Genomic DNA, 20304 nt, shown 5'->3' with positions numbered 1-20304 from the left:
ACTCGGTGCCAAAATTCAACTCGGTACATTTAGGCATTTAATCACACACTTAAAAGCACTAAAGGGACTTCTTTTTCATGAAGAAAATGAATACAAAAAAAAGCGCACTAGCGCTGACAGTCACCGCAGCAATACCATTTGGAACCGCACTCGCTCAACAAGAGAATACCGCAGTTCAAGAGTTAGAAACCACTAAGGTTCAAGCTACCGAAGAAGCGGGTTATAAAGTTGACGAAACCTCTTCAGTAAAGCTAACGCAACCCATCGCGAATACCCCTCGTTCGATCAACGTGATTTCAGAACGCCTTCTTGAAGATCAGGGGATTACCAACTTAAACGATGCGCTTCGAAACGTTGCAGGCGTATCAACGTTTGGTGGTGGTGAAGGTGGTGGCGGTGTCGTGTCTGCCAGCGACAAGGTCACCATTCGTGGTTTTGATGCACGCTCAAATATCTATGTAGACGGTATTCGCGATATAGCTGGTTACAGCCGCGATACTTTCAACTACGAAGCTGTAGAAGTTATCAAGGGCGGAAGCGGCTCGTTAGACGGTCGCTCTACCGGTGGTGGTAGCGTTAACCTGGCAACTAAACGTGCGCGACTTGAAGATTTTGGTGCAGTGTCAGGTCGCTATGACTCTTTCGAAAACGCACGTGTAACACTGGATTACAATAAGAAGCTTTCTGAGAATGTTGCGGGCCGTTTAAACCTGTTATACAGCGATGGCGGTGACTTCTTTGACAATGGCGTTGAGGAATACCAAACCACTGGTGTGGCGGGCTCATTACTTTATAAAGTGAATGAAGCAACAGACATAAACCTTGATGTATTTGTGATGGAGCAGGATAACGTTCCGGTGCTTGGTCTTCCCTTCCTAACTTCAGCGGCTGCAGAAGCTACAGGTCAGCCCGAAGGACCGATAGATTCGGGTTTATGGGACGAATATTACAGTGTGCCGGGCCGCGACTTCGAAGAAGTGTCGACACAAATGTACACCTTAGTTATCAATCACAAAGTAAACGACGTGGTAACGCTTCGTAGCCAAACCCGTTTTGGTAGCAACGAAAAAGAGTCAGTAATTGGTCGTCCGTGGTGGAATTCAGGTGAAGAAGCTAACCTATTGAATGCTGAGCGCTTGCAAGCATTGGACGAAGAGACTGATTTATTTGTATCACAACTAGACGCAATTCTTTCGCTTGAATCTGGGGCTTTGAAGCATCGAGTTGTGCTGGGTGCAGAAGTAGCAGAAGAAGAGCGTACCAGTTTTGGTGTGACAGCAAATTACACCTATGTCGATGGGCAAGGCAATGTGTTGGAAGCTCCCACCATTAACCCTTTCGACTTGCAAAACAACGTGTTTGTAACAGGTGGTACAACGCATAGCGGCAATGACACTTCGGGTGATGCGAGCACGGTAGCCTTATATCTTCTAGATACCATCAAAGTCGGTGAGCACCTTCAAGTAGACATAAACGCGCGTTATGACGATTTTGATATCTCCGGTTCTGCGTGTGGTCGACGTAGCGGTTGTTTCGATGGGCTCGACGCTCAAGACAGCTACTTTAGCTACGGTGCAGCGGTGAGCTATATGCCTACAGAGAACGGTAATATTTACCTAAGTCACAGTAATTCTAAGCAGCCGCCCGGCGTAGCGTTAGCGCTATCAACCAACGCCGCGCAAAATGCGGTAAGGCCTGAAAATGCAGTAACCACTGAACTTGGTGTGAAATGGCAGTTCTTTAACGACCAGCTACTTGTTAGCGGTGCTGTGTTTGAAACTACGAAAGACGTGGTCGATTCACAAAATATTGAGGACGGTGTCACAGTGTATTCGCTAGCGGGTGAGCAAGAGTCTATAGGCTATGAAGTCAGCGTTACAGGTATGCTTACTGATTCACTGTCAATCTCTGCAAACTATGCGAGTTTAGATACTGAAGTTACCCAGGACACGACAGCGGATTCTATCGGTAACGGTCTACAAGCGTCGCCAGATGATACGGCTAACATTTGGGTTAACTATGCTGCAATGGATAACAAACTGAATGTGGGCGGTGGTATCTATTACAACTCTGGTGAAACCTACTGGCGCAGAAATACGGCTTATTTCACGGTTGATTCTTACACTACGCTTTTCCTAATGGCATCTTATCAAGTGACAGAGGATCTAAAGCTTCAGTTAAACGTTGATAACTTAACAGATGAAGAGTACGTGGTAGATTACAGCGCTAAAGGGCACTTCCGTCCAGGGAACCCTCGAAGTGTAGCTGTCTTTGCTAACTATACTTTCTAATTGAGTATTCGTTATTATAAAACCAGCCTTAGGTAAAAAGACCTCTGGCTGGTTTTTTATATTTTACTCGCTTTGCCACAATGGGAACATCATGCTGGTTAGAATTGAGAACTTCCTTACCAAACAAGAAGTCACCGATGCGGTGTCGCTTCTTGAGAAAGCCGATTGGGTTGATGGCGCTGTAACAGCGGGGCATTTAGCGTTACATGCCAAGAAAAACCTGCAGTTGCCTGAAGATTCTCCCACGGCACGCCAGCTAGGGGATTTCATTTTGAGCTTAATGGGTCAGTCGCAGCACATATTAGCGGCAGGGCTACCTAATAAAATATACCCTCCCATGTTCAACTGCTATCAGAGCGAAGGAGAATTTGGCGATCATATCGATAATACCATTAGGCGGGTGGCAGGAACTGCTGTAAAGGTTCGTACGGATATCTCAATGACGGTTTTTCTCAGTGAGCCCGAAGAATACGAAGGGGGAGAGCTCGTGATCCAAGATACTTATGGAGAGCAGCGTGTGAAATTCGCGGCGGGCGATATGGTAATGTACCCATCAACCAGTTTACATAGAGTGACACCTGTTACAAAGGGCCGTCGACTCGCATCGTTTTTTTGGATGCAAAGTTTAGTGAGAAGTGCTGAACAACGCCGTATTCTGTACGACTTAGATATGAGTATTCAGGCACTTAGCGCCGAGACGCCTAATAACGCTGAAATTGTAAGGCTTTCGGGTGTGTATCACAATCTGTTAAGACAGTGGAGTGAAACCTAAGCTTAAAGACCTGCAAGTAATGCGTGTTTGCGCGGTGAAATTTTCTAAGAAATTGACTAAGCTGTGGGCCATAAACAGTGCTTATTTATTTCTTCTATGGAGCCTACGCCGCAAAGCGCCATTGTCATTTCAAGCTCGTCTCTCAACAATCGAATAGTGTGAGCAACACCTAATGCCCCCGCCGTGGCTAATCCGTACATCAGAGGCCGACCAATAAGCACGGCGTTAGCACCCAGTGCCATGAGCTTTACCACATCAGCGCCTCTGCGCACACCGCTGTCGGCCAGTACCATCATTTCATCACCAACCGTTTGGCGAATAATAGGAAGCATTTCTACCGGTGAAGGCACGCTGTCCAAAGCACGGCCGCCGTGATTCGACACTACAATACCCGCTACGCCAAGTTCCGCTGCTTTTTGAGCGTCCAGTGGATTAAGAATACCTTTCAACACAATGGGCAATGACGTGTGTTGCTGGATAAAAGCAATATCGTCCCATGTAGGAGCCTGTGCCATAAGCCCTTGAAATACCACGCTCTTGCCTTCTCCAGGGGGTGCTAAGGGAGGAGGCGTATCTATATTGACCGCGCGCACATTTGGAGGGAGCGAAAATTCAGCTCTCTGCTCACGGTTTCGCAAGCCGTTAATTGGCGCATCGATGGTGATTACCAATGCTGAAAACTGAAAGTGCTCTGCTTTTTGTATGAGTTCTAGAGTTTGTGAACGGGTAGGTTGAACATAGAGTTGAAACCAGCGGGGGCTTTCCACCTGATTAGATATATCTTCAAAGGAGCGACTGGCTAACGTGCTCATTACCCACAAGCCGCCTTGAGCTTGTGTTGCCATCGCCGTCGCAATCTCACCATCGGGATGCGCTAACGCTTGATAAGCAACAGGCCCTGAAATTATAGGGTGTTCAAACTGCTGCCCTAACAAGGTGGTTTTAGTTCCCCCCAGTTTGACATCTTTCAAAGCGCGGGGAAGTAAACACAGGTCGTCTAGTTTTTCTCGATTTCTTCGCATCGACAATTCATCTGCAGAGCCACCGGCAATATACGCCCACGATTGTGGAGTTAGTCGCTCCCGAGCCAGGTTCTCGTAATCAGACAGTGCTGCAAGGGTTTTAGGAATTGTATTTAGCGGTGTTTTAAGCATATTCGTCAGTTTTATGTAAAGAAAGTAAAAAGCCTTTCAATATTAATTAAATTGCAAATGATAATAATTGTCATTAAGATGCAGTGCGATTTGAGCACGATTAGCCACTTCTTGCAAATAAGAAGAGAAATAAAGCGATGAAAATTCCCTATGACAGACAGGGGATGCAAGTTTCTACGGATAGTCTCACTTTTGGGCATTCTTTCTTGGAATAACAATAATCACACCAATTGCCCTAACTCAAATAGTTAGTGCTTTGCTCATGTTTGGCGTTAGAGCCATTTATGAAGTTAAGCCGCGCGTAACAAGACACAACATTTTGAAATGGCGAGCCACTGGCTGGCCAACACTCAACACATTAAGGATTATCAAATGCCTGTAAATGGTAAGCGCATTATTTTGTTAGGAACCCTGTTTCCCATGTTGTCAGCGGGTGTGCTGGCGCAAAGCGAAGAGATAGAAACGCTCGACACCACCGTTGTGCAATCTGCGTCTGAAGAGCTGAAGCAAGCCCAAGGCGTGTCTATCATTACGGAAGAAGATTTCAAACGTCGTCCTGTCACTAACGATATCGCTGAAATTGTAAGAACCATGCCGGGTATCAACCTTACAGGTAACTCAAGCTCAGGACAGTATGGCAACAAACGTCAAATCGACATTCGCGGAATGGGTCCAGAAAATACGCTTATTTTAATTGACGGCAAGCCAGTGTTGTCGCGTAACTCTGTAAAAATGGGCCGTTCAGGCGAGCGAAACACACAGGGCGACAGCAACTGGGTTCCAGCTGAAGCGATTGAGAGCATTGAAGTTATTCGTGGTCCAGCAGCGGCTCGCTATGGCTCTGGCGCATCAGGTGGTGTTATCAATATTATCACTAAGTCTCCTGATGAAGCTTCTACCTCTATCACCGCTCAGACCGAGCTTTCTTCAAATAAATACGAAGGCGACAACCGTCGTTTTAACCTAGTAACAAGTGCGCCTTTATCTGAGCGCTTCTCTCACCGCACTATTGTTAACTACAACGAACAGGACGCTGACGACCCACGCGTAAATTTAGACGCAACAGACGTAACAACGGGCCGCGGCGGTACAGCAAAAGCGGTAGGTGCAGGACGTGAAGGTGTTGAAAACATCGACGTGCGTACTCTTGTTCGCTTCGACCAAGATGATATTAATCGCTGGGACTTTGAAGCAGCCTATAGCCGCCAAGGCAACCGCTATGCCGGTGACAATGCATTTCAAGGCGTAAGCTACCCCGTTGATGAAAATGGCAACGTCATCATACCTGAACCTGAAGACCTGGCAGAAACCGATCCTCAGAGCTTAATTGGTGAAGAAACACTAGTAATGCACCGTCGTACGTTCGGCGTAACACACAATGGTGAGTATGACTTCGGCGATTCATTTAGCTATATCCAATACGAAAGCACGTCTAACAGCCGTTTAGGTGAAGGCTCTGCAGGTGGTGGTGAAGGTCGCATTAATAGCCTTGAGATGACCACCATCAAATTAGAGAACATTACGGCAAAGACCGAGTGGAATGTGCCTTTAACGTTAGGCGGCTTCAATCAAACCGCAACGTTTGGTGCGGAATACCGCAAAGAGACCCTAGACGATTCAGTTAGCAATCAGCTTTCTCTGAATGTGGTTGATGACGGCACTATTCCTGGTGTAGAGACTGACCCAGAAAATCGTCCATCTGAAACCGACGCCACGCTTGTAGGTGTGTATGTTGAAGACAACATCATGCTAACTGATTCAATCACGCTTACGCCTGGACTGCGTTTTGATGATCACAGCAAAGCGGGTACAAACCTTAGCCCGAGCTTGAATGCATCATGGCAGGCATCGCCTAATATTGTGGTTCAAGGTGGTATTAGCCGTGCTTTTAAAGCTCCAAATCTCTACCAATTAAACCCTAACTACGTGTACTACACCCGAGGTAATGGTTGCCCAGTTGACTTCTCTAACCTAGGTGGCGGGTGTCACATTCTAGGAAACCCTGACCTAGAGCACGAAACCTCAGTAAACAAAGAAATTGGTGTTAACTACACCAACGAAGAGGGTTTGAACGCGGGTATTACTTACTTCCACAACGACTATAAAGACAAAATTGGCACCGGTAATGTACCGCCAGAGTATGTGTTACCTGGCGAAGAAGGTGGCGAGGCAAACGTTCAGGTATTCCAGTGGTTTAACGTTCCTGAAGCGGTTATTTCTGGCCTTGAAGGTAACTTGTTGTTCCCTGTAACCAGCACTATTGAGTGGTCGACCAACTTTACCGTGATGCTTGAGTCAGAAGATAAATCTACTGGCCAGCCATTATCTATCGTTCCTGACTACACAGTGAACTCGCTAATAAGCTGGCAAGCAACCGATGCACTTGAGCTTGTGCTTAGCGCTCAACACTACGGTGAGACAGAAAGCCCTACGGCCAGCGTTAATTCGGGCGCCGTTATCGAAGCTGATGATCGCGAAGCCTATACCATCACCAACATTAACGCCATTTACGCGTTCGACGAAAACTTAAGCTTCAACGTGTCGGTTAAGAACTTGTTTAACGAAAGCGTTAAGCGTGAAGGTACACAAGCATCTAACGCAGGGGCGAATACTTTCAATGAACCAGAAAGAAGCTTCTTGTTGTCTGCTACTTACCAGTTCTAATACTTAGCAAGCAGTGACAAGACATTAAAAATGCCGGCCTCGATAGCGATATCGACGTGCCGGCAATCTCATTAATTCAGCCAAGAGATGTAAGGGATTTGAATGAAAGTTAAAAGAAGTGCAGCGCTTTCTTTTGTACTGGTATCACTTGCCGTGGCCTCATCAGGTATTGTGATGGCAGCAACAAAAGCCAGCGATATCGACGGGCTCACTGAAAAGTGGATTAGCATTGAGCGCCAGACGCAAAAGCTAGAAAACGAGTGGCGTGAATCAGAGCCTGCATTGCGTCAGCGTATTCAACTGCTTAAAGCTGAACGTACTCAGCTGCAGAGTATGATTGACGAAAGTAAGGCTGCAACCACCGACGTAGAAGCCCAGCGAGAAGCACTGCTTTCTGAGCAAAGTGAGCTTGAAGCACAACAGGGTGGGGTAGAGCGTGCATTGACTGGAGTAATAGGTCAAGTAGACAGCCTTTACTCGTCGCTGCCTGAAATTATTCGCCAGACGTGGGATAAAGAGCAAGCCGAATTAGCGGCTGACGCCGACACGTCAAATAAGCTTCAGGTCACCCTTGCAAAACTTTCATCCCTTGCGCAATTCAATAGCAAACTTCTGGTTAACGAAACCGTAATGCGTGCTCCCGATGACAAAGATGTATTAGTTAAGCAGTTCTTTGTTGGCAGCAGCTATGCGTGGTTTACCAACGCCGATGGTCAATATCAGGGGGCCGGTCACGTTAAAAATGGCGAGTGGCAGTGGCAATTTAGTGACAATGTCGATAGCGAATCGGTAGCGCTTGCCGTCGCTATTTTTGAGAAAAAGCATGAACCTGATTTTGTTTCTTTACCACTTACGCTGGCTAAAGGAGAAAGCGAATGAAATGCTTATCTCACGTTCTCACAGCATTTAATCCAATGTTGAGATCCTCTCTCATCGCAGCATGTGTTGCTTTGTGTGCTGCTGTGGTTTGTGTACCGGCAGTGGCAGCGCCTGAAGATAGCATGCTGGCCAATATTAAAGAGGCGAAAGCGCGTCTGGATCGCACCGAAAGCAAAATTAGTAAAGAGCGGGTAGCGCTGGCTAATGAATTGCGTGCGCTTGAACAGCAGGTAATGAAACTACGCAATGAAACCACGATAGCCCGCCGTAAAATGGACGAAAGAACCCTTAGTCTTTCACAGTTAGAAAATCGCCTATCGAGCTGGAGCGAGCAACAAGAGTTCCAACAAAATTTGTTGAGCCGTTTCCTGCTTCAAACTGGTGTAGACAGTCTGTCATTAAGCGAAATGAGCTTGTCTGACAAAGTCCAGAAAGTGGGTGAAAAAGCGAAAGAGTTTGCCAATCAACAAACCCCTAATTTCAGTGCAGGAAAGGTTGTACTGGCGAATGGCGAAGTGACCCAAGCAAAAGTGCTTACTCTTGGCCCGGTGACGTGGTATCTGGCGCAAGCACAAAACGTTGCGGGTACGGCAGAGCGTAAGCAAGACCTGTTTACCTCTACGTCCACTTTTTCAGATACGGATACCAAGAGCCTTGCAAGCTTGGCAAGCAGCGGCAATGGCAGCATTAAAATAGATCCTACCCTTGGCCGCGCAGCAACGCGCGAGCAAGCGTCAGAAGGGGTAATTGAACATGTTGTGAAAGGCGGAGTGTGGGTGATCCCTATCGTTTTGTTTGCCCTTCTCGCTACGCTTATCGCACTGTTTAAAGTTATTCAGCTATGGCGCTTGCCGAAGGTTAAGCAAGTAGCATCAGGCAAAGCTCTGGTGAACATGGTGGGCAGTTCAGGTGTGGGCTTCTTTGATGGCATGCAGCGCGAGCTGTATGACATAACTAAGCGTGCAAGCACGCCAACTGAACGCGACGACGAACTGTTTTCTGCACTCCAGCAAGACAAAATCAAGCTAGAAAAATACAACGGCACCATTGCTGTAACTGCTGCCGTTGCACCCTTGCTAGGTCTTCTAGGTACGGTAAGCGGCATGATTGAAACCTTTAGAATGATGACGGCATTTGGCTCAAGCGACCCCGAAGTTATTTCTGGCGGGATCGCTAAAGCCTTGGTTACGACAGAGTTAGGCTTAGTTGTGGCCATACCGGCATTAATTCTAAATGCCGTACTCTCTCGCAAAGCGCGACATTACTACGAAGAGCTCGAAAGTTTCGCGCTTGTACTTAGCAATGACGAGCCTGACGTTGCTGAGAAAAGCGACCAAAAGAGTGATGGTCAAAAGCAAGCGAGCGCAAGCTAATGATTGAACAGCTAGCGGGGAATGCATTGTGTTGGTTAATGCTGCTGGTGGCATGGTTTGCTTACCAGCAAATCTTTGTGTTGTTTACTACACGCAAAGAGATAGCCCAAGTGCGTGATGGAGAGAAAGAGCTAACAAAGCGAGAAATGGTACCTGCCGTACTGGTTAGTGCCCTTCCCTTGATGGGCCTGCTAGGAACAATTGCAGGCCTACAAGTGAGTTTCACCGGAATGATGTCGTTAGGTGTCGATAGTCAAGTCGTCACTGGTGGCATTGCCGATGCACTTTTTACCACTCAGCTTGGCTTAACCTTGGCTATTCCTGGCTGGCTTTTGTTGATGTTTGTTAATGGTGCGGTAAAGCGCGCCGTAGCAAGGGAGGCGTAAACATGGCAAGTCGATTACAGCGACGCCTTGAAAACCAGCAAGCGCAAGGCATTGATATGTCTCCGCTACTAGACGTGGTTTTTATACTTTTAATTTTCTTTATCGTTTCAACAGTGTTTGTAAAAGAGACTGGGGTAGAGGTAGATAAACCACAGGCAATATCAGCACAAAAGCTCGATCAAATGGCCATTATGCTGGCAATTACCCGAACCGGTGAAGTGGTGTATGACAGTGCCAATATCGGTGTGAGCGGTGTGCGTTCTACCGTTGAGCAATTGTTGATGAAAGAACAACGCCCAGTAGTCATTCAGGTAGATAAAGCCGTTCGCTCTGAATTACTGGTAGAAGTCATAGATGAAGCCAAACTGGCGGGTGCCGACACGGTAAACATCGCCACTTTGAAGCCATAGCGAACGAGGCAAAATTCAATGAAATACAATCTTCAACCTTCTCTACTTAGCGGTGCGGTGCTCGTTAGTGCGCTTGGCGTTATGTGGCTAGGGCACTTTTTGTCTAATCTGCAGCCCGACACTATGGTTGTGCGCAAGTTAGACATTGCGGTAACACCTCCACCGCCGCCGCCCCCTAAAACGCAAAATGTAGTGGAAGAGACTGAACTTGTTATGCAGGTAGAGGGCAGTGGCGCAGCCATGACCATGGCGGATTTAAGTGTTGAGCCAGATATTCAAGTGCCAAAGCCCGACATGCCAAATGTCAAAGTGATTCAAACCCAATGGGATATGCCTGATATTGAATTGGACGCCTTTGGGCTAAGCGAACTGGATTCAAAGCCTACCTTGCTGACTCCGGTCAAAATACGTTTCCCCAAGCGACTTAAAAAGCAAGGTATCAAGCGGGTGATTGTAAAGCTCGACGTCATTATTGACGAACACGGCAACGTAAAGCTGATGGATATTGTCGAGAACCCGCATCACGAGCTCAATAAAGAAATAATGCGTTTTGTTAAAGCCAGCAAATTTACATCGCCCTACAAAGAGGATGAAGCGGTGAAGGCGCGTTTTATTTGGCCCGTAGTTATAGAGGCCTAATAGAAGCCTATTAAAGGCCTAGTTTAGCGCAATAAAGCGAAATAGAAGCTAAAGAATTTAGAGGTTGATTGAGACAATGTTAAACAAGATTACAGCCGTAACTGTCCTCAGCTGTGTAGTGAGCGCGCTGGCTTTTGTTAAGCCAGTAAGTGCGAAAATAACGGTGGAATTGGAAGAACCCGATTGGCAGTTTGTCATGCGTCAGCATCATAGAGATGATCATCGTGAACGTATATCCCGTGAAGAAGGTGAGTTTATCGGGCGCATTCAGGCCGACTTGCAAGCAGGCAATTATTCAAACGTTGCCAGCGCATTTGCAACCCAGGATATTTCTCAGTTTAGTCCACGCTTGCGTGAGCTTTACGGACAAGTGCTATTGAATGAGAAAAACTACTCACTTGCCGAAAAAGTGCTGTTAGACGTTATCGATGCTATGCCAAACCTTCCATCGGCGCACAGAAGTTTGAGCATGGCGTATTTAATGACAGATAAATTGGCCAAAGCACGCACTCATTTAACGAAAAGCGTAGAGCTAGGTATTCAAGATGCCCAACTTTTCGGGCAGCTAGCCTATACCAATGTTCAGCTTGGCAAACCTGTCACCGCTATTGGTGCTTATCAAAATGCGTTAATGCTCGAACCTGAAAACAAGCAATGGTATCAAGGCTTATTGTTCGCGCTTATTGAAAGTAATGCACTTGCACAGGCGGAAAGCTTGCTAAGCGAAATGTTGGTAGATGATGAAAGTAATCAGCAGCTTTGGCTCCAACGGGGACAAATAGCGTTAAAGCAGGGTGACATGGTAAAGGCGCTGAGCAGCTTAGAGACTGCCCTTTCTTTAGGTGACCGCTCGCTGTCGAACTTGATTTCAGTGGCTAAATTGCACGTTTCTGACGGCAGTCCGCGGCGCGCAGCAGACATACTGGCTACCCATGCGAAGACTTTCATTACCGACAAAGATGGGGAAGGCTTTGACGCTTACTCCAAAATAGCGGCTTACTTAGCGGCTAATGAGCAGTGGTCTGATTTAGGTAAATTAACGCAAGCTGCCGACAACAATGTGAAAAAGCTCACGACCTCTCAAGCAGCTACGCTTAATGTACTTAAAGCTCAGTTGGCTATGGGCAAAGGGCAGAGCAAAACGGCAATTTCCCTTTTAACCAAAGCCATTGCTGACGCCCCTGACAATGGTGAGGCGCTGTTGTCTCTTGCTTCACTTTATCGTCAACAGAACAACGTCGAACGTGCCAAAATGACCTATCTACGAGCTGAGTCACTCGCCGACGTTAAACAGCGCGCCATGCTCGGGCGTGCGCAAATTGCCATAGATCAGCGTCAGTACCAAGATGCACTTACGCTTTTACGACAAGTCTATAAATCGTACCCATCCCGTTCTGATTTACTTGGCAATATCCAGTCACTAGAAAACCTGGTGAAGAACACAATATGAAAAGCCAAACGGTAAACCGCGTCGCCATAAATCGTGAACGATTGGATGTCGCACTTAGAACGCTGATTGCTGTGGCACTGGGCTACGCTTTTTCAGCGTGGCTAAGCAGTGCTATCGCCAATTTTATAGGGGCTGACGGACGAGAGCACGAAGTGCTGGTAAGAATGCTGTTCTTTTGTGTTTACTGCACCTTCATCCTTTTTACGTTCATCTTTGATACGACGAAAAAGGCGTCCATCGTAATGACAGCGCTCTCTGCGTTAGCCTTATGTCTTTATTCAATCAGTACAGGGCTTTAGCATGAAAGGGAATGTTAGAAAGTCTATGACGTGGCTTCATACTTGGAGCTCGATACTTGTTGGTTGGTTACTCTTTACGATTTTTTTTACCGGTACGCTGTCGTTTTTTAGAACCGAAATAACCTATTGGATGCAGCCAGAACAACACGCCGCAGTACCCAGCGAAAAGGCGCTAGAGCACGGTTTACGTTATCTTGCGATCAATGCGCCCAATGCAAGTGAATGGCAACTCTCACTACCAGATGCGCGCTCGAATACACTCGACTTGTCGTGGCGCGACGCTAATGCAGGTAACGAGCGTCGTCGAGGTCCACGGGTCATGTTGAACCCGTCCACGGGTGAAGAGATAAAAGTAAGGGAAACGGCCGGTGGCAACTTCCTTTATCGTTTTCATTTCGAGTTATACGGCATAGACAGAACCGTTGGACGCTGGATAGTAGGCGTAGTCAGTATGATGATGTTTGTTGCTATTATCAGCGGCGTCATCATGCACAGAAAAATCTTTGCCGATTTCTTTATGTTCAGGCCAAAGAAGAAGCTGCTGAGCTGGATAGATGGGCACGCCATAAGTGCGGTATTAGCACTACCATTTCATATCATGATCACCTTTTCTGGTTTGATTCTATTAGGCGCCACGCTATTGCCTTTTAACAGCGAGGAGCGCGTGCGGCACCGTCCTCAAGGTACAGAAGTACGCCAGAATGCGCAGCAGCAAAATCTAGCTTCACCAGACATTAATGCCTTATTGGCCTTACCCATCTCTTCGATGATTGCTCACGCTGAGCGCACATGGCAGGTGCCGGTTGAAAGCCTATCTATTACTCACCCGGGTAAAGCTAACGCTCAGTTTACGCTAAGTGGGAACAACAGAACGCAGTTAAGTGCGGGGCGTGGAGGAAGTAGTGCGCTGGTATTTAACGCACAAGGCGAAGTCATTAACGAGCGCCCAGCCTCAGTAGCCGCTAACGCCAGCCAGGCGACGTATAACTATTTGGATATGCTACATCAAGCGCGCTTCGCCGATACCCTTACTCGCTGGTTACTATTTTTTGCCGGTATTCTGGGTACCATTATGGTGGGAACGGGCTCTGTTTTGTGGGTAGTGAAACGGGCAAAGCAGCAGCTTGGAGAGTTTGGTTTTGAATTGGTCAGAGGCAGTAATATAGGCAGCATTGCAGGATTAATGTGTGCGACCGGTGGCTACTTTTGGGTAAATAGACTACTTCCTGCTGATCTAACGTCTCGAAGCTTATGGGAAATTAAGGTGTTTTTCGCAATATGGCTGGTATGTGTGGTTGCAGGGTTTATTTGGCGAGACAAAAAAGGGTGGGTAGTTCAACTTGGCTTTGCAGCAGTGTTGTTTGCGCTTGTCCCTTTGCTTGACCACCTCACCTCAGCAACAGGCTTAGATTTCGCGGTTGCAAATGGTGATAGCCTGAGAGTGGGTTTTGACCTTATGTGCATAACACTTGCGGCAGTACTTGGCTATGCTGCTTACCACGTCACAAAAGCCAAAGCCGTGAAAGCAAAACGGGTAAACAGCGCACCTTCACCAAAGCGAAAAGACACAGCTCGCCAAAATAAGCCGCAAGGTGACAACAGCGAGGCATTAATATGAGTATCATTCTGGATGTGGTGTTCGCATTTGTGCTTACTTATTTGAGTTTCTTACTACTCTCGCTTGGCAACAAGAAGCATGCCGGTATCACTCGACTAACCAGCACACCTTCACCACTACTTTTAATTGTACTTCATAGTTTAGCGTATTTGCTTATGGCAATAAGCCTCATGAACTGCATAGACGTGTGGAAGACCGAAATTGGCGTGGTGGTATGGATAGGGCTTTTACAGCTTGCAAGCGTGATGGTTTCAGCAACGTTTACCTATTTACCTACCCTTTACACCGTGGTGTGTAATTACCTATTGCTTGTCGCTTTTTGGGGGCCTCGTTTACGCGAAAAGTGAAGCAATACTTAAAGGTTGTTGAGCAAAAAATACAATAATGAGAATAAATCTCATTTACATTGAAAAGGGTGGAAATATCTGTATTATCTAGCCCGTTGAATTAATCAATATCACCGAGTAGTACAGAGAGTTAGCAACGAAATTATGAGTTTTTCTTTAGGCGGCATCCGCCAATGGCACTGGATTAGTGGCGCAGTCTGTCTGGTCGGGATGATGTTATTTGCCCTAACGGGGATTACGCTAAATCACGCTGCAGACATTCCAGCGAACAGAACTGTAACGTCAGCTGAATCAAGCCTACCACCGTTGGTTGTCGAACAATTGGTTTCTCTGGACACCGGTGACATAGCCATTCCAAGCGAACTCGTCGCGTTTATGCAGTCGCAAGAGGGTATTTCACTACCTTCATCGGTGACGGGAGAGTGGGATGGTATTGAATTTTATGCCGCTTGGCCTGGACCCGGTGCTGACAGTTGGATAGCAGTAGATGCTGAACTTGGCACAGTAACTTATGAAAACGTTGATAGAGGATGGATATCTTATTTCAATGACCTGCATAAAGGGCGGAACACGGGAAATGCCTGGCGCTGGTTTATCGATATCTTCGCTGTTGCCTGCATTATTTTTAGCGTAACTGGGCTGCAACTATTAATGCGTCACTCGAAACACGCGCGTCTACTTGGCCCATTACTACGCTCGGTGTGCTCATCCCGTTTGTCATTATTTTACTGTTTGTGCACTAGCGCGACGCTAGTGGCACTTACCTACACAATTTTAAGGAGTGTTTACATGAAAATGCGAAAAGGCGCAGTTATCGCATCGACTTTATTAAGTATGACATTTGCCTCTGGCGCTATTCACGCTGCAAGCCAAGCCAAACTTGACGTGGCCTTACCGCAACTTGATGTGGCTGAATATCACAAACCTTATCTTGCCGTGTGGATTGAAGACAGTAAACGCAAGGCTACTCAAGTCGCCGTATGGTACGACGTTGAAATGCGTGAAGACAAAGGGAAAGAGTGGCTTAAAGACTTGCGCCAATGGTGGCGTCGTGGTGGGCGAAGCCTTGATTTGCCTTATGACGGACTTACCAGTGCAACAAAAGGCCCAGGCGATTACAGTCTTGATTCGCAGCTAAATAAAGCGTTAGCAGAACTGCCAGAGGGCGATTACACGCTTCGCGTTGAGGCATCACGAGAAGTAGGCGGAAGAGAAGTACTGTCTCTGCCATTTTCATTACCGCTATCTGCTGCGTCACTACCGGTAGAGGTGAAAGGAAATTCAGAACTTGGGCGTGTAGTACTGCGTCTGGAAGACTAATCTGCTGAGGCGCTAATTCAACGCTCACTCAGTAGAGATCCAATAAGAGGACATTATGAAAAAACTATCAGTAAAAGCTTCAGCCATTGCGCTAGCAGCAACACTTGCCGTGTCATTTTCAGCCAGTGCGCATCGCGCGTGGTTACTTCCTAGCTCTACCGTACTATCAGGTGAAGAAGCTTACGTGACGTTTGATGCTGCTATTTCAAATACTATTTTTCACCCTGACCACTTTGCAATGAACGCCAGTAACTTAGTGGTTCAATCGCCAGAAGGTGAAGCCGTAGACGTAGAAAATATGGCACGCGGTAAGTACCGAACCACGTTTGATTTGAAATTAAACAAAGAAGGTACATACAAACTGACGTCTGCCAGCAATGGTATTCGCGCATTTTGGCGAGATGAAGAAGGCAAGCGCAAGATGTGGCCCGGCCGTGGTGAAGAATATAAGCCGGAAGAGTTCGCAACAGCCGTGCCTAAGAAAGCAAAAGATCTTCGCGTAATGCAAAGCTCTCGCCGCGTAGAAACGTTTGTTACTCTTGGTGCGCCATCGAACAAGGTGTTCACGCCTGATAACGTGGGTTTGGAGCTAGTGCCAGTGACTCACCCTAATGATTTATTCGCCACCGAAACGGCAACGTTCAAGTTACTTATTGACGGTGAGCCTGCGGTTGGCGCCGAGGTGGAAGTTGTGCGCGGTGGTATGCGCTACAGAAATGATCAGGAAACGATTAAAGTCACGTCTGACAAAAATGGTCAGATTGAAATTACATGGCCGCAAGCCGGTATGTACTTTGTAGAAATTGGCTATGAAGACGATAAAGCGCAAAAGCCTGCAACGTCTCGTAACGGTAGCTACTCAGGCACATTTGAAGTACTTCCGCTGTAATAACCGTACGTTATTGCGCAGCTAGGGGCTGTAAACGTTCTTTGAATACTCACAGAGCAACAGCCTCTTATGTCTCTAGCCATTTCAATACAACGGTATAAAAGTTAAGCACATGACAGAAACACACCGTCTACTCATAGCAATAGTAAGCATTGGCCTGTATATGCTGTGGGTAGCGGTGTTATTTTTTAAACATCGAAAGAAAAACAACTATGCAGTATCAGGCGAGGAGACCCTTGTCGTATACGCAAGCCAAACCGGTACGGCCGAAAAAATTGCCCGCGCAAAGGCCGCGGCGCTATCACAGCAAGAGCAAACGTCGGTAGTGTCCATGGCATCTTTGAAACTCAACACGTTAAGTAGTGTGTCGAAAGTCATTTTTGTTGTGAGTACCTACGGTGAAGGCGAACCCCCTGATGCGGGTAGAACCTTTAGTAAAGCGCTAAAAAAAGCGTCGTCGAATCAATCTGATTACCTGTCCCACCTGTCTTTTGAAGTGGTGGGGTTAGGCGATAAGCAATACGCCGCGTTTTGCCAATTCGCAGTCACGTTGTTTGATAATATCAGTGCACTAGGCGCACGTGCGCTTTCTCCGCTAACGACATTAGATTCAGGGAAAGGTGAGCATTTGTCTTTGCTTGGTTCGTTGCCACAGGATGAACAGCACCCCACCCATGCTTTCACACTGAAAAATCGGGTTCAATTAAATGAAATAAGTCTAGCTTCTGGCGAGGCTTCAAAGGAACCCTCTGACCACTCTGAGGGCAAACCTTCAAACCCAGCGTCGCCAGGCCTGTTCGGCTTGTCTTTGAACGTTGACCATTCTAATCATACACAAGAGTTACATGAACAATGGGAAGCGGGAGACGTGTTGGAAGTCCTTATTCCTCAGCAAGGGCAGTCACCGATTGTAAGCCGAAGCTACACCATTGCGTCGGTACCACAAGAACACGACGTAAAGCTTGTAGTTCGACAGCTGGTTAAAGACAATGGACAACTTGGGCTAGGTTCTGGATTACTTACCCGTTCTTTACCTGTATCTCAGTCAGTACAGGCCTACATTCGGAAAAATACCAGCGCTATTATTACTAATACTCAGTGCCCATTGTTATTAATTGCTGCGGGTAGCGGCATTGCGGGGGTACGAGCTCAGCTTGCAAAACGCGCATTGCTTGAGAACGCTGGGCCAGTTTGGATATTTTTTGGCGAACGTCATCCCATGCAAGATGATGTGCTTGATAAAACGCTATCGCCTTTCCAGAATAGTGACTGCATTTTTAAAAAGTCAGTGATTTTCTCCCGACAAAAAGGTGGTGGCTATGTTCAACAGCGTCTTGTTGAGCAGCGAGATGAGGTTAAATCCTTCTTAGGCGATACCGGACAAGTATACGTATGTGGGCATTTTGAGGGAATGGGCCAAGGCGTTGACATGGCTTTGCAGTCCATACTTGAAGCGCAAGCCTACAATGCGTTAGCTGACGAAGGACGTTATCACCGCGACCTATACTAATGTGGAGAACAGCAGGCAATAAATGTCTGTTTTGCGCTTTCCTGTTTCACCGCTGAATCATCGCTAATAAACCTCAAAAGCCTTACAGCTAAATCCCAAACTTTAAGTTAGACTTTAGTCTAATGTGTCAGGCCCTTGCCTTGTCGCATGTTTAAATATGCGCAACAGTACGTTGGGCATACCTTAAATAGGTGTTTTCTTATTCAGGTATGACCTTTCGCCACCGATAATTGGTGTAATGTTTGAACTGAAAATAAGAAAATCAACAGGCTAGAGGCTGCTGACCTTTGTTGTACGTTTAAACCAAAATTCGTACACCAAAGAACAATAGGCCCTAGGGCCTGTCGATAAAACAAATTAGGACGACAGTATGCAGTCTATTGCCATTGTTATACTGGGCATCATCGGAATGTTGCTCGGCTGGTTCGTATATTCGAAGTTTATTGCGAGCCGTATATTTAAGTTGGATGATAGTTTTGTAACACCAGCCCATACAATGAAAGATGGGGTGGACTATGTTCCCACCAATAAAGTTGTATTGTGGGGGCACCATTTCACTTCCGTGGCGGGGGCAGCACCCATCGTAGGTCCAGCGATTGCTGTCTACTGGGGATGGGTTCCTGCGGTACTTTGGGTTGTGTTCGGTACGATATTGTTTGCCGGTGTGCACGATATGGGCGCCTTATGGGCCAGCGCTCGCCACAAAGGCAAATCAATGGGCGCGCTGTCTGAGACCGTCATCGGAAAACGCTCTCGTTCACTATTTATGATAGTGATCTTCCTAGTACTCTTAATGGTTAACGCGGTATTTGGCGTGGTTATCGCGAACTCTTTTGTCTCCCAACCCAATGCGGTATTCCCAGCTTGGATGGCAATCGCAGTTGCATTAGTCATAGGTCAATTGCTTAAACGTAATTTCAGCCTCATACCCTTGTGTATTGTGGGGATTATTGTGCTTTACGCATCGGTGTATGCGGGCAGCTATATCCCACTAAGTCTGCCGGAAACCATGTTTGGTTTAGCAGATAAAGCAAACTGGATCATTATCTTATTTATTTACGCCGCTATTGCATCGCTGTTACCAGTTTGGATGCTGTTACAGCCTCGTGATTTCATTAACGGTATGCAGTTACTTGTTGGCTTGTTCCTGCTTTATGGTGCTGTGTTCTTTGCTATGCCGGATATCACGGCGCCAGCGTTTAACGCTCAAACCGCTGTCGATTCTCCAAGTCTTATCCCGCTGTTGTTCGTTACTATAGCGTGTGGCGCTGTTTCTGGTTTTCACGGTATTGTGTCTTCAGGTACCAGCTCTAAGCAGCTAGACAAAGAGACCGATGCACGCTTTGTTGGTTACCTAGGCGCGGTCGGTGAAGGTTCACTGGCACTTATTACCATTGTTGCTGTGAGCGGCGTTGCGTTTGCAGCTTCTCCCGAAGAATGGCACGAAGTATACAGCCACTTGGGTGCGGGTAGCGTGGGTGCATTTATCACTGGTGGTGCGAACCTAATTCAGCAGGGTTGGGGGTTGCCGGTAGATTTCTCGTCAACGATCCTTGCGGTAATGGTTGTTCTATTTGCTGGCACCACCATGGATTCGGGCGTGCGTCTGCAGCGCTACATAATCCAAGAATGGGGCGATATCTATTCAATTGGTGCACTTAAGAACGGCGTGGTTGCAACGCTCGTAGCTGTTGGATGTTGTTTATTGCTGGCCTTCGGTGCAGGTGGTGCGTCAGGCAGTGGCGGTATGATTATTTGGCCGTTATTCGGTTCTACTAACCAGATACTAGCCAGTTTAACCCTGTTAGTAATCTCGGTTATGCTGATTAAATTAGGTCGACCAGCGAAATATACGCTGATTCCAATGGTGTTTGTACTGATTATGGCCTTCTTTGCTGGGCTTATTAAACTTAAAGAATACTACGTTGAAGGTAACTATCTATTGGTATTCTTAGACGCAGTAGTACTTATTGTGTCTGTGCTTGTTATGCTTGAAGCTTTTTCTGTGGTGTCAAAACTCAAAAAGGAATCGAAGCTTAAAAAAGAGCAAGCCAACGGATAAGTCACTAGCGACAAAAACTTTCATGGTTGACCTCGTGGTTTAAAATTACACTTTCGAGACAGTCAACATTCGGCCAGTGCATTTGTACTGGCCATTTTTCTTTCCTTTAAAAGCAAAACGCACTCGCATAAATCAGGTTAATCAGTTTTGCTGATTTTCTGTCATACAGCATATCTGTTATTATACTTACCGTTCTAAAACACCGTTATTTTTGTTGTCAAAAGCCGCGTTCTTCAACGTG

General features: G+C 46.7%; 17 protein-coding genes. 16 read left to right on the top strand and 1 reads right to left on the bottom strand.

Translation table 11 applies throughout. The annotated features are described in order from the left end of the window. Positions 1–77: 77 nt before the first annotated feature. Both MASE_RS17485 and MASE_RS17480 read left to right on the top strand, forming a co-directional pair. Positions 78–2291 carry a TonB-dependent receptor gene (locus MASE_RS17485; RefSeq protein ID WP_014951031.1) on the top strand — a complete coding sequence of 738 codons (2214 nt, stop codon included), beginning with the start codon at positions 78–80 and terminating at the stop codon, positions 2289–2291. A 91-nt stretch (positions 2292–2382) separates the two neighbouring features. Continuing rightward, positions 2383–3063: a Fe2+-dependent dioxygenase gene (locus tag MASE_RS17480; protein ID WP_014951030.1), complete on the top strand. Its 681-nt coding sequence runs from the start codon at positions 2383–2385 to the stop codon at positions 3061–3063. A gap of 56 nt (positions 3064–3119) precedes the next feature. Here the strand turns inward: MASE_RS17480 and MASE_RS17475 are convergent, their stop codons facing one another. Beyond that, complete coding sequence (locus tag MASE_RS17475) at positions 3120–4217, bottom strand: alpha-hydroxy acid oxidase (RefSeq protein WP_014951029.1); 1098 nt, start codon at positions 4215–4217, stop codon at positions 3120–3122. 372 nt (positions 4218–4589) lie between these two features. Between MASE_RS17475 and MASE_RS17470 the strand changes: the two genes are divergently transcribed. From MASE_RS17470 to MASE_RS17400, 14 genes are all read left to right on the top strand, one after another. After that, a complete protein-coding gene (locus MASE_RS17470; protein ID WP_014951028.1) occupies positions 4590–6881 on the top strand; it encodes a FepA family TonB-dependent siderophore receptor in 2292 nt (763 codons plus the stop codon). A 102-nt stretch (positions 6882–6983) separates the two neighbouring features. Next, the gene (locus MASE_RS17465; protein ID WP_014951027.1) at positions 6984–7760 is read left to right on the top strand and encodes a DUF3450 family protein; all 777 of its coding nucleotides are present in this window, start codon (positions 6984–6986) and stop codon (positions 7758–7760) included. Further along, the gene (locus MASE_RS17460; RefSeq protein WP_014951026.1) at positions 7757–9133 is read left to right on the top strand and encodes a MotA/TolQ/ExbB proton channel family protein; all 1377 of its coding nucleotides are present in this window, start codon (positions 7757–7759) and stop codon (positions 9131–9133) included. The genes MASE_RS17465 and MASE_RS17460 overlap by 4 nt, the downstream gene beginning before the upstream one ends. After that, positions 9133–9519, top strand: coding sequence for a MotA/TolQ/ExbB proton channel family protein (locus tag MASE_RS17455; RefSeq protein ID WP_014951025.1), 387 nt, complete (start codon positions 9133–9135; stop codon positions 9517–9519). Before MASE_RS17460 ends, MASE_RS17455 begins: the two co-directional genes overlap by 1 nt. Before the next feature lie 2 nt (positions 9520–9521). Continuing rightward, positions 9522–9929 carry an ExbD/TolR family protein gene (locus tag MASE_RS17450; protein ID WP_014951024.1) on the top strand — a complete coding sequence of 136 codons (408 nt, stop codon included), beginning with the start codon at positions 9522–9524 and terminating at the stop codon, positions 9927–9929. 18 nt (positions 9930–9947) lie between these two features. Then, positions 9948–10568, top strand: coding sequence for an energy transducer TonB (locus tag MASE_RS17445; protein WP_014951023.1), 621 nt, complete (start codon positions 9948–9950; stop codon positions 10566–10568). Between the two features lie 76 nt (positions 10569–10644). Further along, entirely contained in the window at positions 10645–12018 is a 1374-nt protein-coding gene (locus MASE_RS17440; RefSeq protein ID WP_014951022.1) for a tetratricopeptide repeat protein, read from the top strand. Then, entirely contained in the window at positions 12015–12317 is a 303-nt protein-coding gene (locus MASE_RS17435) for a hypothetical protein (protein ID WP_014951021.1), read from the top strand. Before MASE_RS17440 ends, MASE_RS17435 begins: the two co-directional genes overlap by 4 nt. A gap of 1 nt (position 12318) precedes the next feature. Further along, on the top strand, positions 12319–13935 hold the full coding sequence (locus tag MASE_RS17430; protein ID WP_041693593.1) for a PepSY-associated TM helix domain-containing protein: 1617 nt from the start codon (positions 12319–12321) through the stop codon (positions 13933–13935). Further along, complete coding sequence (locus tag MASE_RS17425) at positions 13932–14282, top strand: DUF3325 domain-containing protein (protein WP_014951019.1); 351 nt, start codon at positions 13932–13934, stop codon at positions 14280–14282. The genes MASE_RS17430 and MASE_RS17425 overlap by 4 nt, the downstream gene beginning before the upstream one ends. 144 nt (positions 14283–14426) lie before the next feature. Further along, the gene (locus tag MASE_RS20335; RefSeq protein ID WP_014951018.1) at positions 14427–15602 is read left to right on the top strand and encodes a PepSY-associated TM helix domain-containing protein; all 1176 of its coding nucleotides are present in this window, start codon (positions 14427–14429) and stop codon (positions 15600–15602) included. A gap of 55 nt (positions 15603–15657) precedes the next feature. Beyond that, positions 15658–16491, top strand: a complete 834-nt coding sequence (locus MASE_RS17410; RefSeq protein ID WP_014951017.1) for a DUF4198 domain-containing protein — start codon at positions 15658–15660, stop codon at positions 16489–16491. A gap of 112 nt (positions 16492–16603) precedes the next feature. Next, the gene (locus tag MASE_RS17405; RefSeq protein WP_014951016.1) at positions 16604–18001 is read left to right on the top strand and encodes a flavodoxin domain-containing protein; all 1398 of its coding nucleotides are present in this window, start codon (positions 16604–16606) and stop codon (positions 17999–18001) included. 370 nt (positions 18002–18371) lie between these two features. After that, positions 18372–20063 carry a carbon starvation CstA family protein gene (locus MASE_RS17400; RefSeq protein WP_014951015.1) on the top strand — a complete coding sequence of 564 codons (1692 nt, stop codon included), beginning with the start codon at positions 18372–18374 and terminating at the stop codon, positions 20061–20063. Positions 20064–20304 lie beyond the last annotated feature (241 nt).

Source organism: Alteromonas macleodii ATCC 27126 (assembly GCF_000172635.2).
GTDB classification, from domain to species: domain Bacteria; phylum Pseudomonadota; class Gammaproteobacteria; order Enterobacterales; family Alteromonadaceae; genus Alteromonas; species Alteromonas macleodii.
The sequence above is the reverse complement of the archived record's forward strand: the minus strand, read 5'-3'. Positions and strand labels throughout refer to the sequence as shown.

Excerpts from the sequence above, each read along its gene's own strand:
- MASE_RS17435 (WP_014951021.1), top strand. The coding sequence starts at position 12,015 with ATGAAAAGCCAAACGGTAAACCGCGTCGCCATAAATCGTGAACGATTG.
- MASE_RS17445 (WP_014951023.1), top strand. The coding sequence starts at position 9,948 with ATGAAATACAATCTTCAACCTTCTCTACTTAGCGGTGCGGTGCTCGTT.
- MASE_RS17455 (WP_014951025.1), top strand. The coding sequence starts at position 9,133 with ATGATTGAACAGCTAGCGGGGAATGCATTGTGTTGGTTAATGCTGCTG.
- MASE_RS17405 (WP_014951016.1), top strand. The coding sequence starts at position 16,604 with ATGACAGAAACACACCGTCTACTCATAGCAATAGTAAGCATTGGCCTG.
- MASE_RS17425 (WP_014951019.1), top strand. The coding sequence starts at position 13,932 with ATGAGTATCATTCTGGATGTGGTGTTCGCATTTGTGCTTACTTATTTG.
- MASE_RS17480 (WP_014951030.1), top strand. The coding sequence starts at position 2,383 with ATGCTGGTTAGAATTGAGAACTTCCTTACCAAACAAGAAGTCACCGAT.
- MASE_RS17440 (WP_014951022.1), top strand. The coding sequence starts at position 10,645 with ATGTTAAACAAGATTACAGCCGTAACTGTCCTCAGCTGTGTAGTGAGC.
- MASE_RS20335 (WP_014951018.1), top strand. The coding sequence starts at position 14,427 with ATGAGTTTTTCTTTAGGCGGCATCCGCCAATGGCACTGGATTAGTGGC.
- MASE_RS17475 (WP_014951029.1), bottom strand. The coding sequence starts at position 4,217 with ATGCTTAAAACACCGCTAAATACAATTCCTAAAACCCTTGCAGCACTG.
- MASE_RS17430 (WP_041693593.1), top strand. The coding sequence starts at position 12,319 with ATGAAAGGGAATGTTAGAAAGTCTATGACGTGGCTTCATACTTGGAGC.
- MASE_RS17460 (WP_014951026.1), top strand. The coding sequence starts at position 7,757 with ATGAAATGCTTATCTCACGTTCTCACAGCATTTAATCCAATGTTGAGA.
- MASE_RS17465 (WP_014951027.1), top strand. The coding sequence starts at position 6,984 with ATGAAAGTTAAAAGAAGTGCAGCGCTTTCTTTTGTACTGGTATCACTT.
- MASE_RS17470 (WP_014951028.1), top strand. The coding sequence starts at position 4,590 with ATGCCTGTAAATGGTAAGCGCATTATTTTGTTAGGAACCCTGTTTCCC.
- MASE_RS17400 (WP_014951015.1), top strand. The coding sequence starts at position 18,372 with ATGCAGTCTATTGCCATTGTTATACTGGGCATCATCGGAATGTTGCTC.
- MASE_RS17485 (WP_014951031.1), top strand. The coding sequence starts at position 78 with ATGAAGAAAATGAATACAAAAAAAAGCGCACTAGCGCTGACAGTCACC.
- MASE_RS17410 (WP_014951017.1), top strand. The coding sequence starts at position 15,658 with ATGAAAAAACTATCAGTAAAAGCTTCAGCCATTGCGCTAGCAGCAACA.
- MASE_RS17450 (WP_014951024.1), top strand. The coding sequence starts at position 9,522 with ATGGCAAGTCGATTACAGCGACGCCTTGAAAACCAGCAAGCGCAAGGC.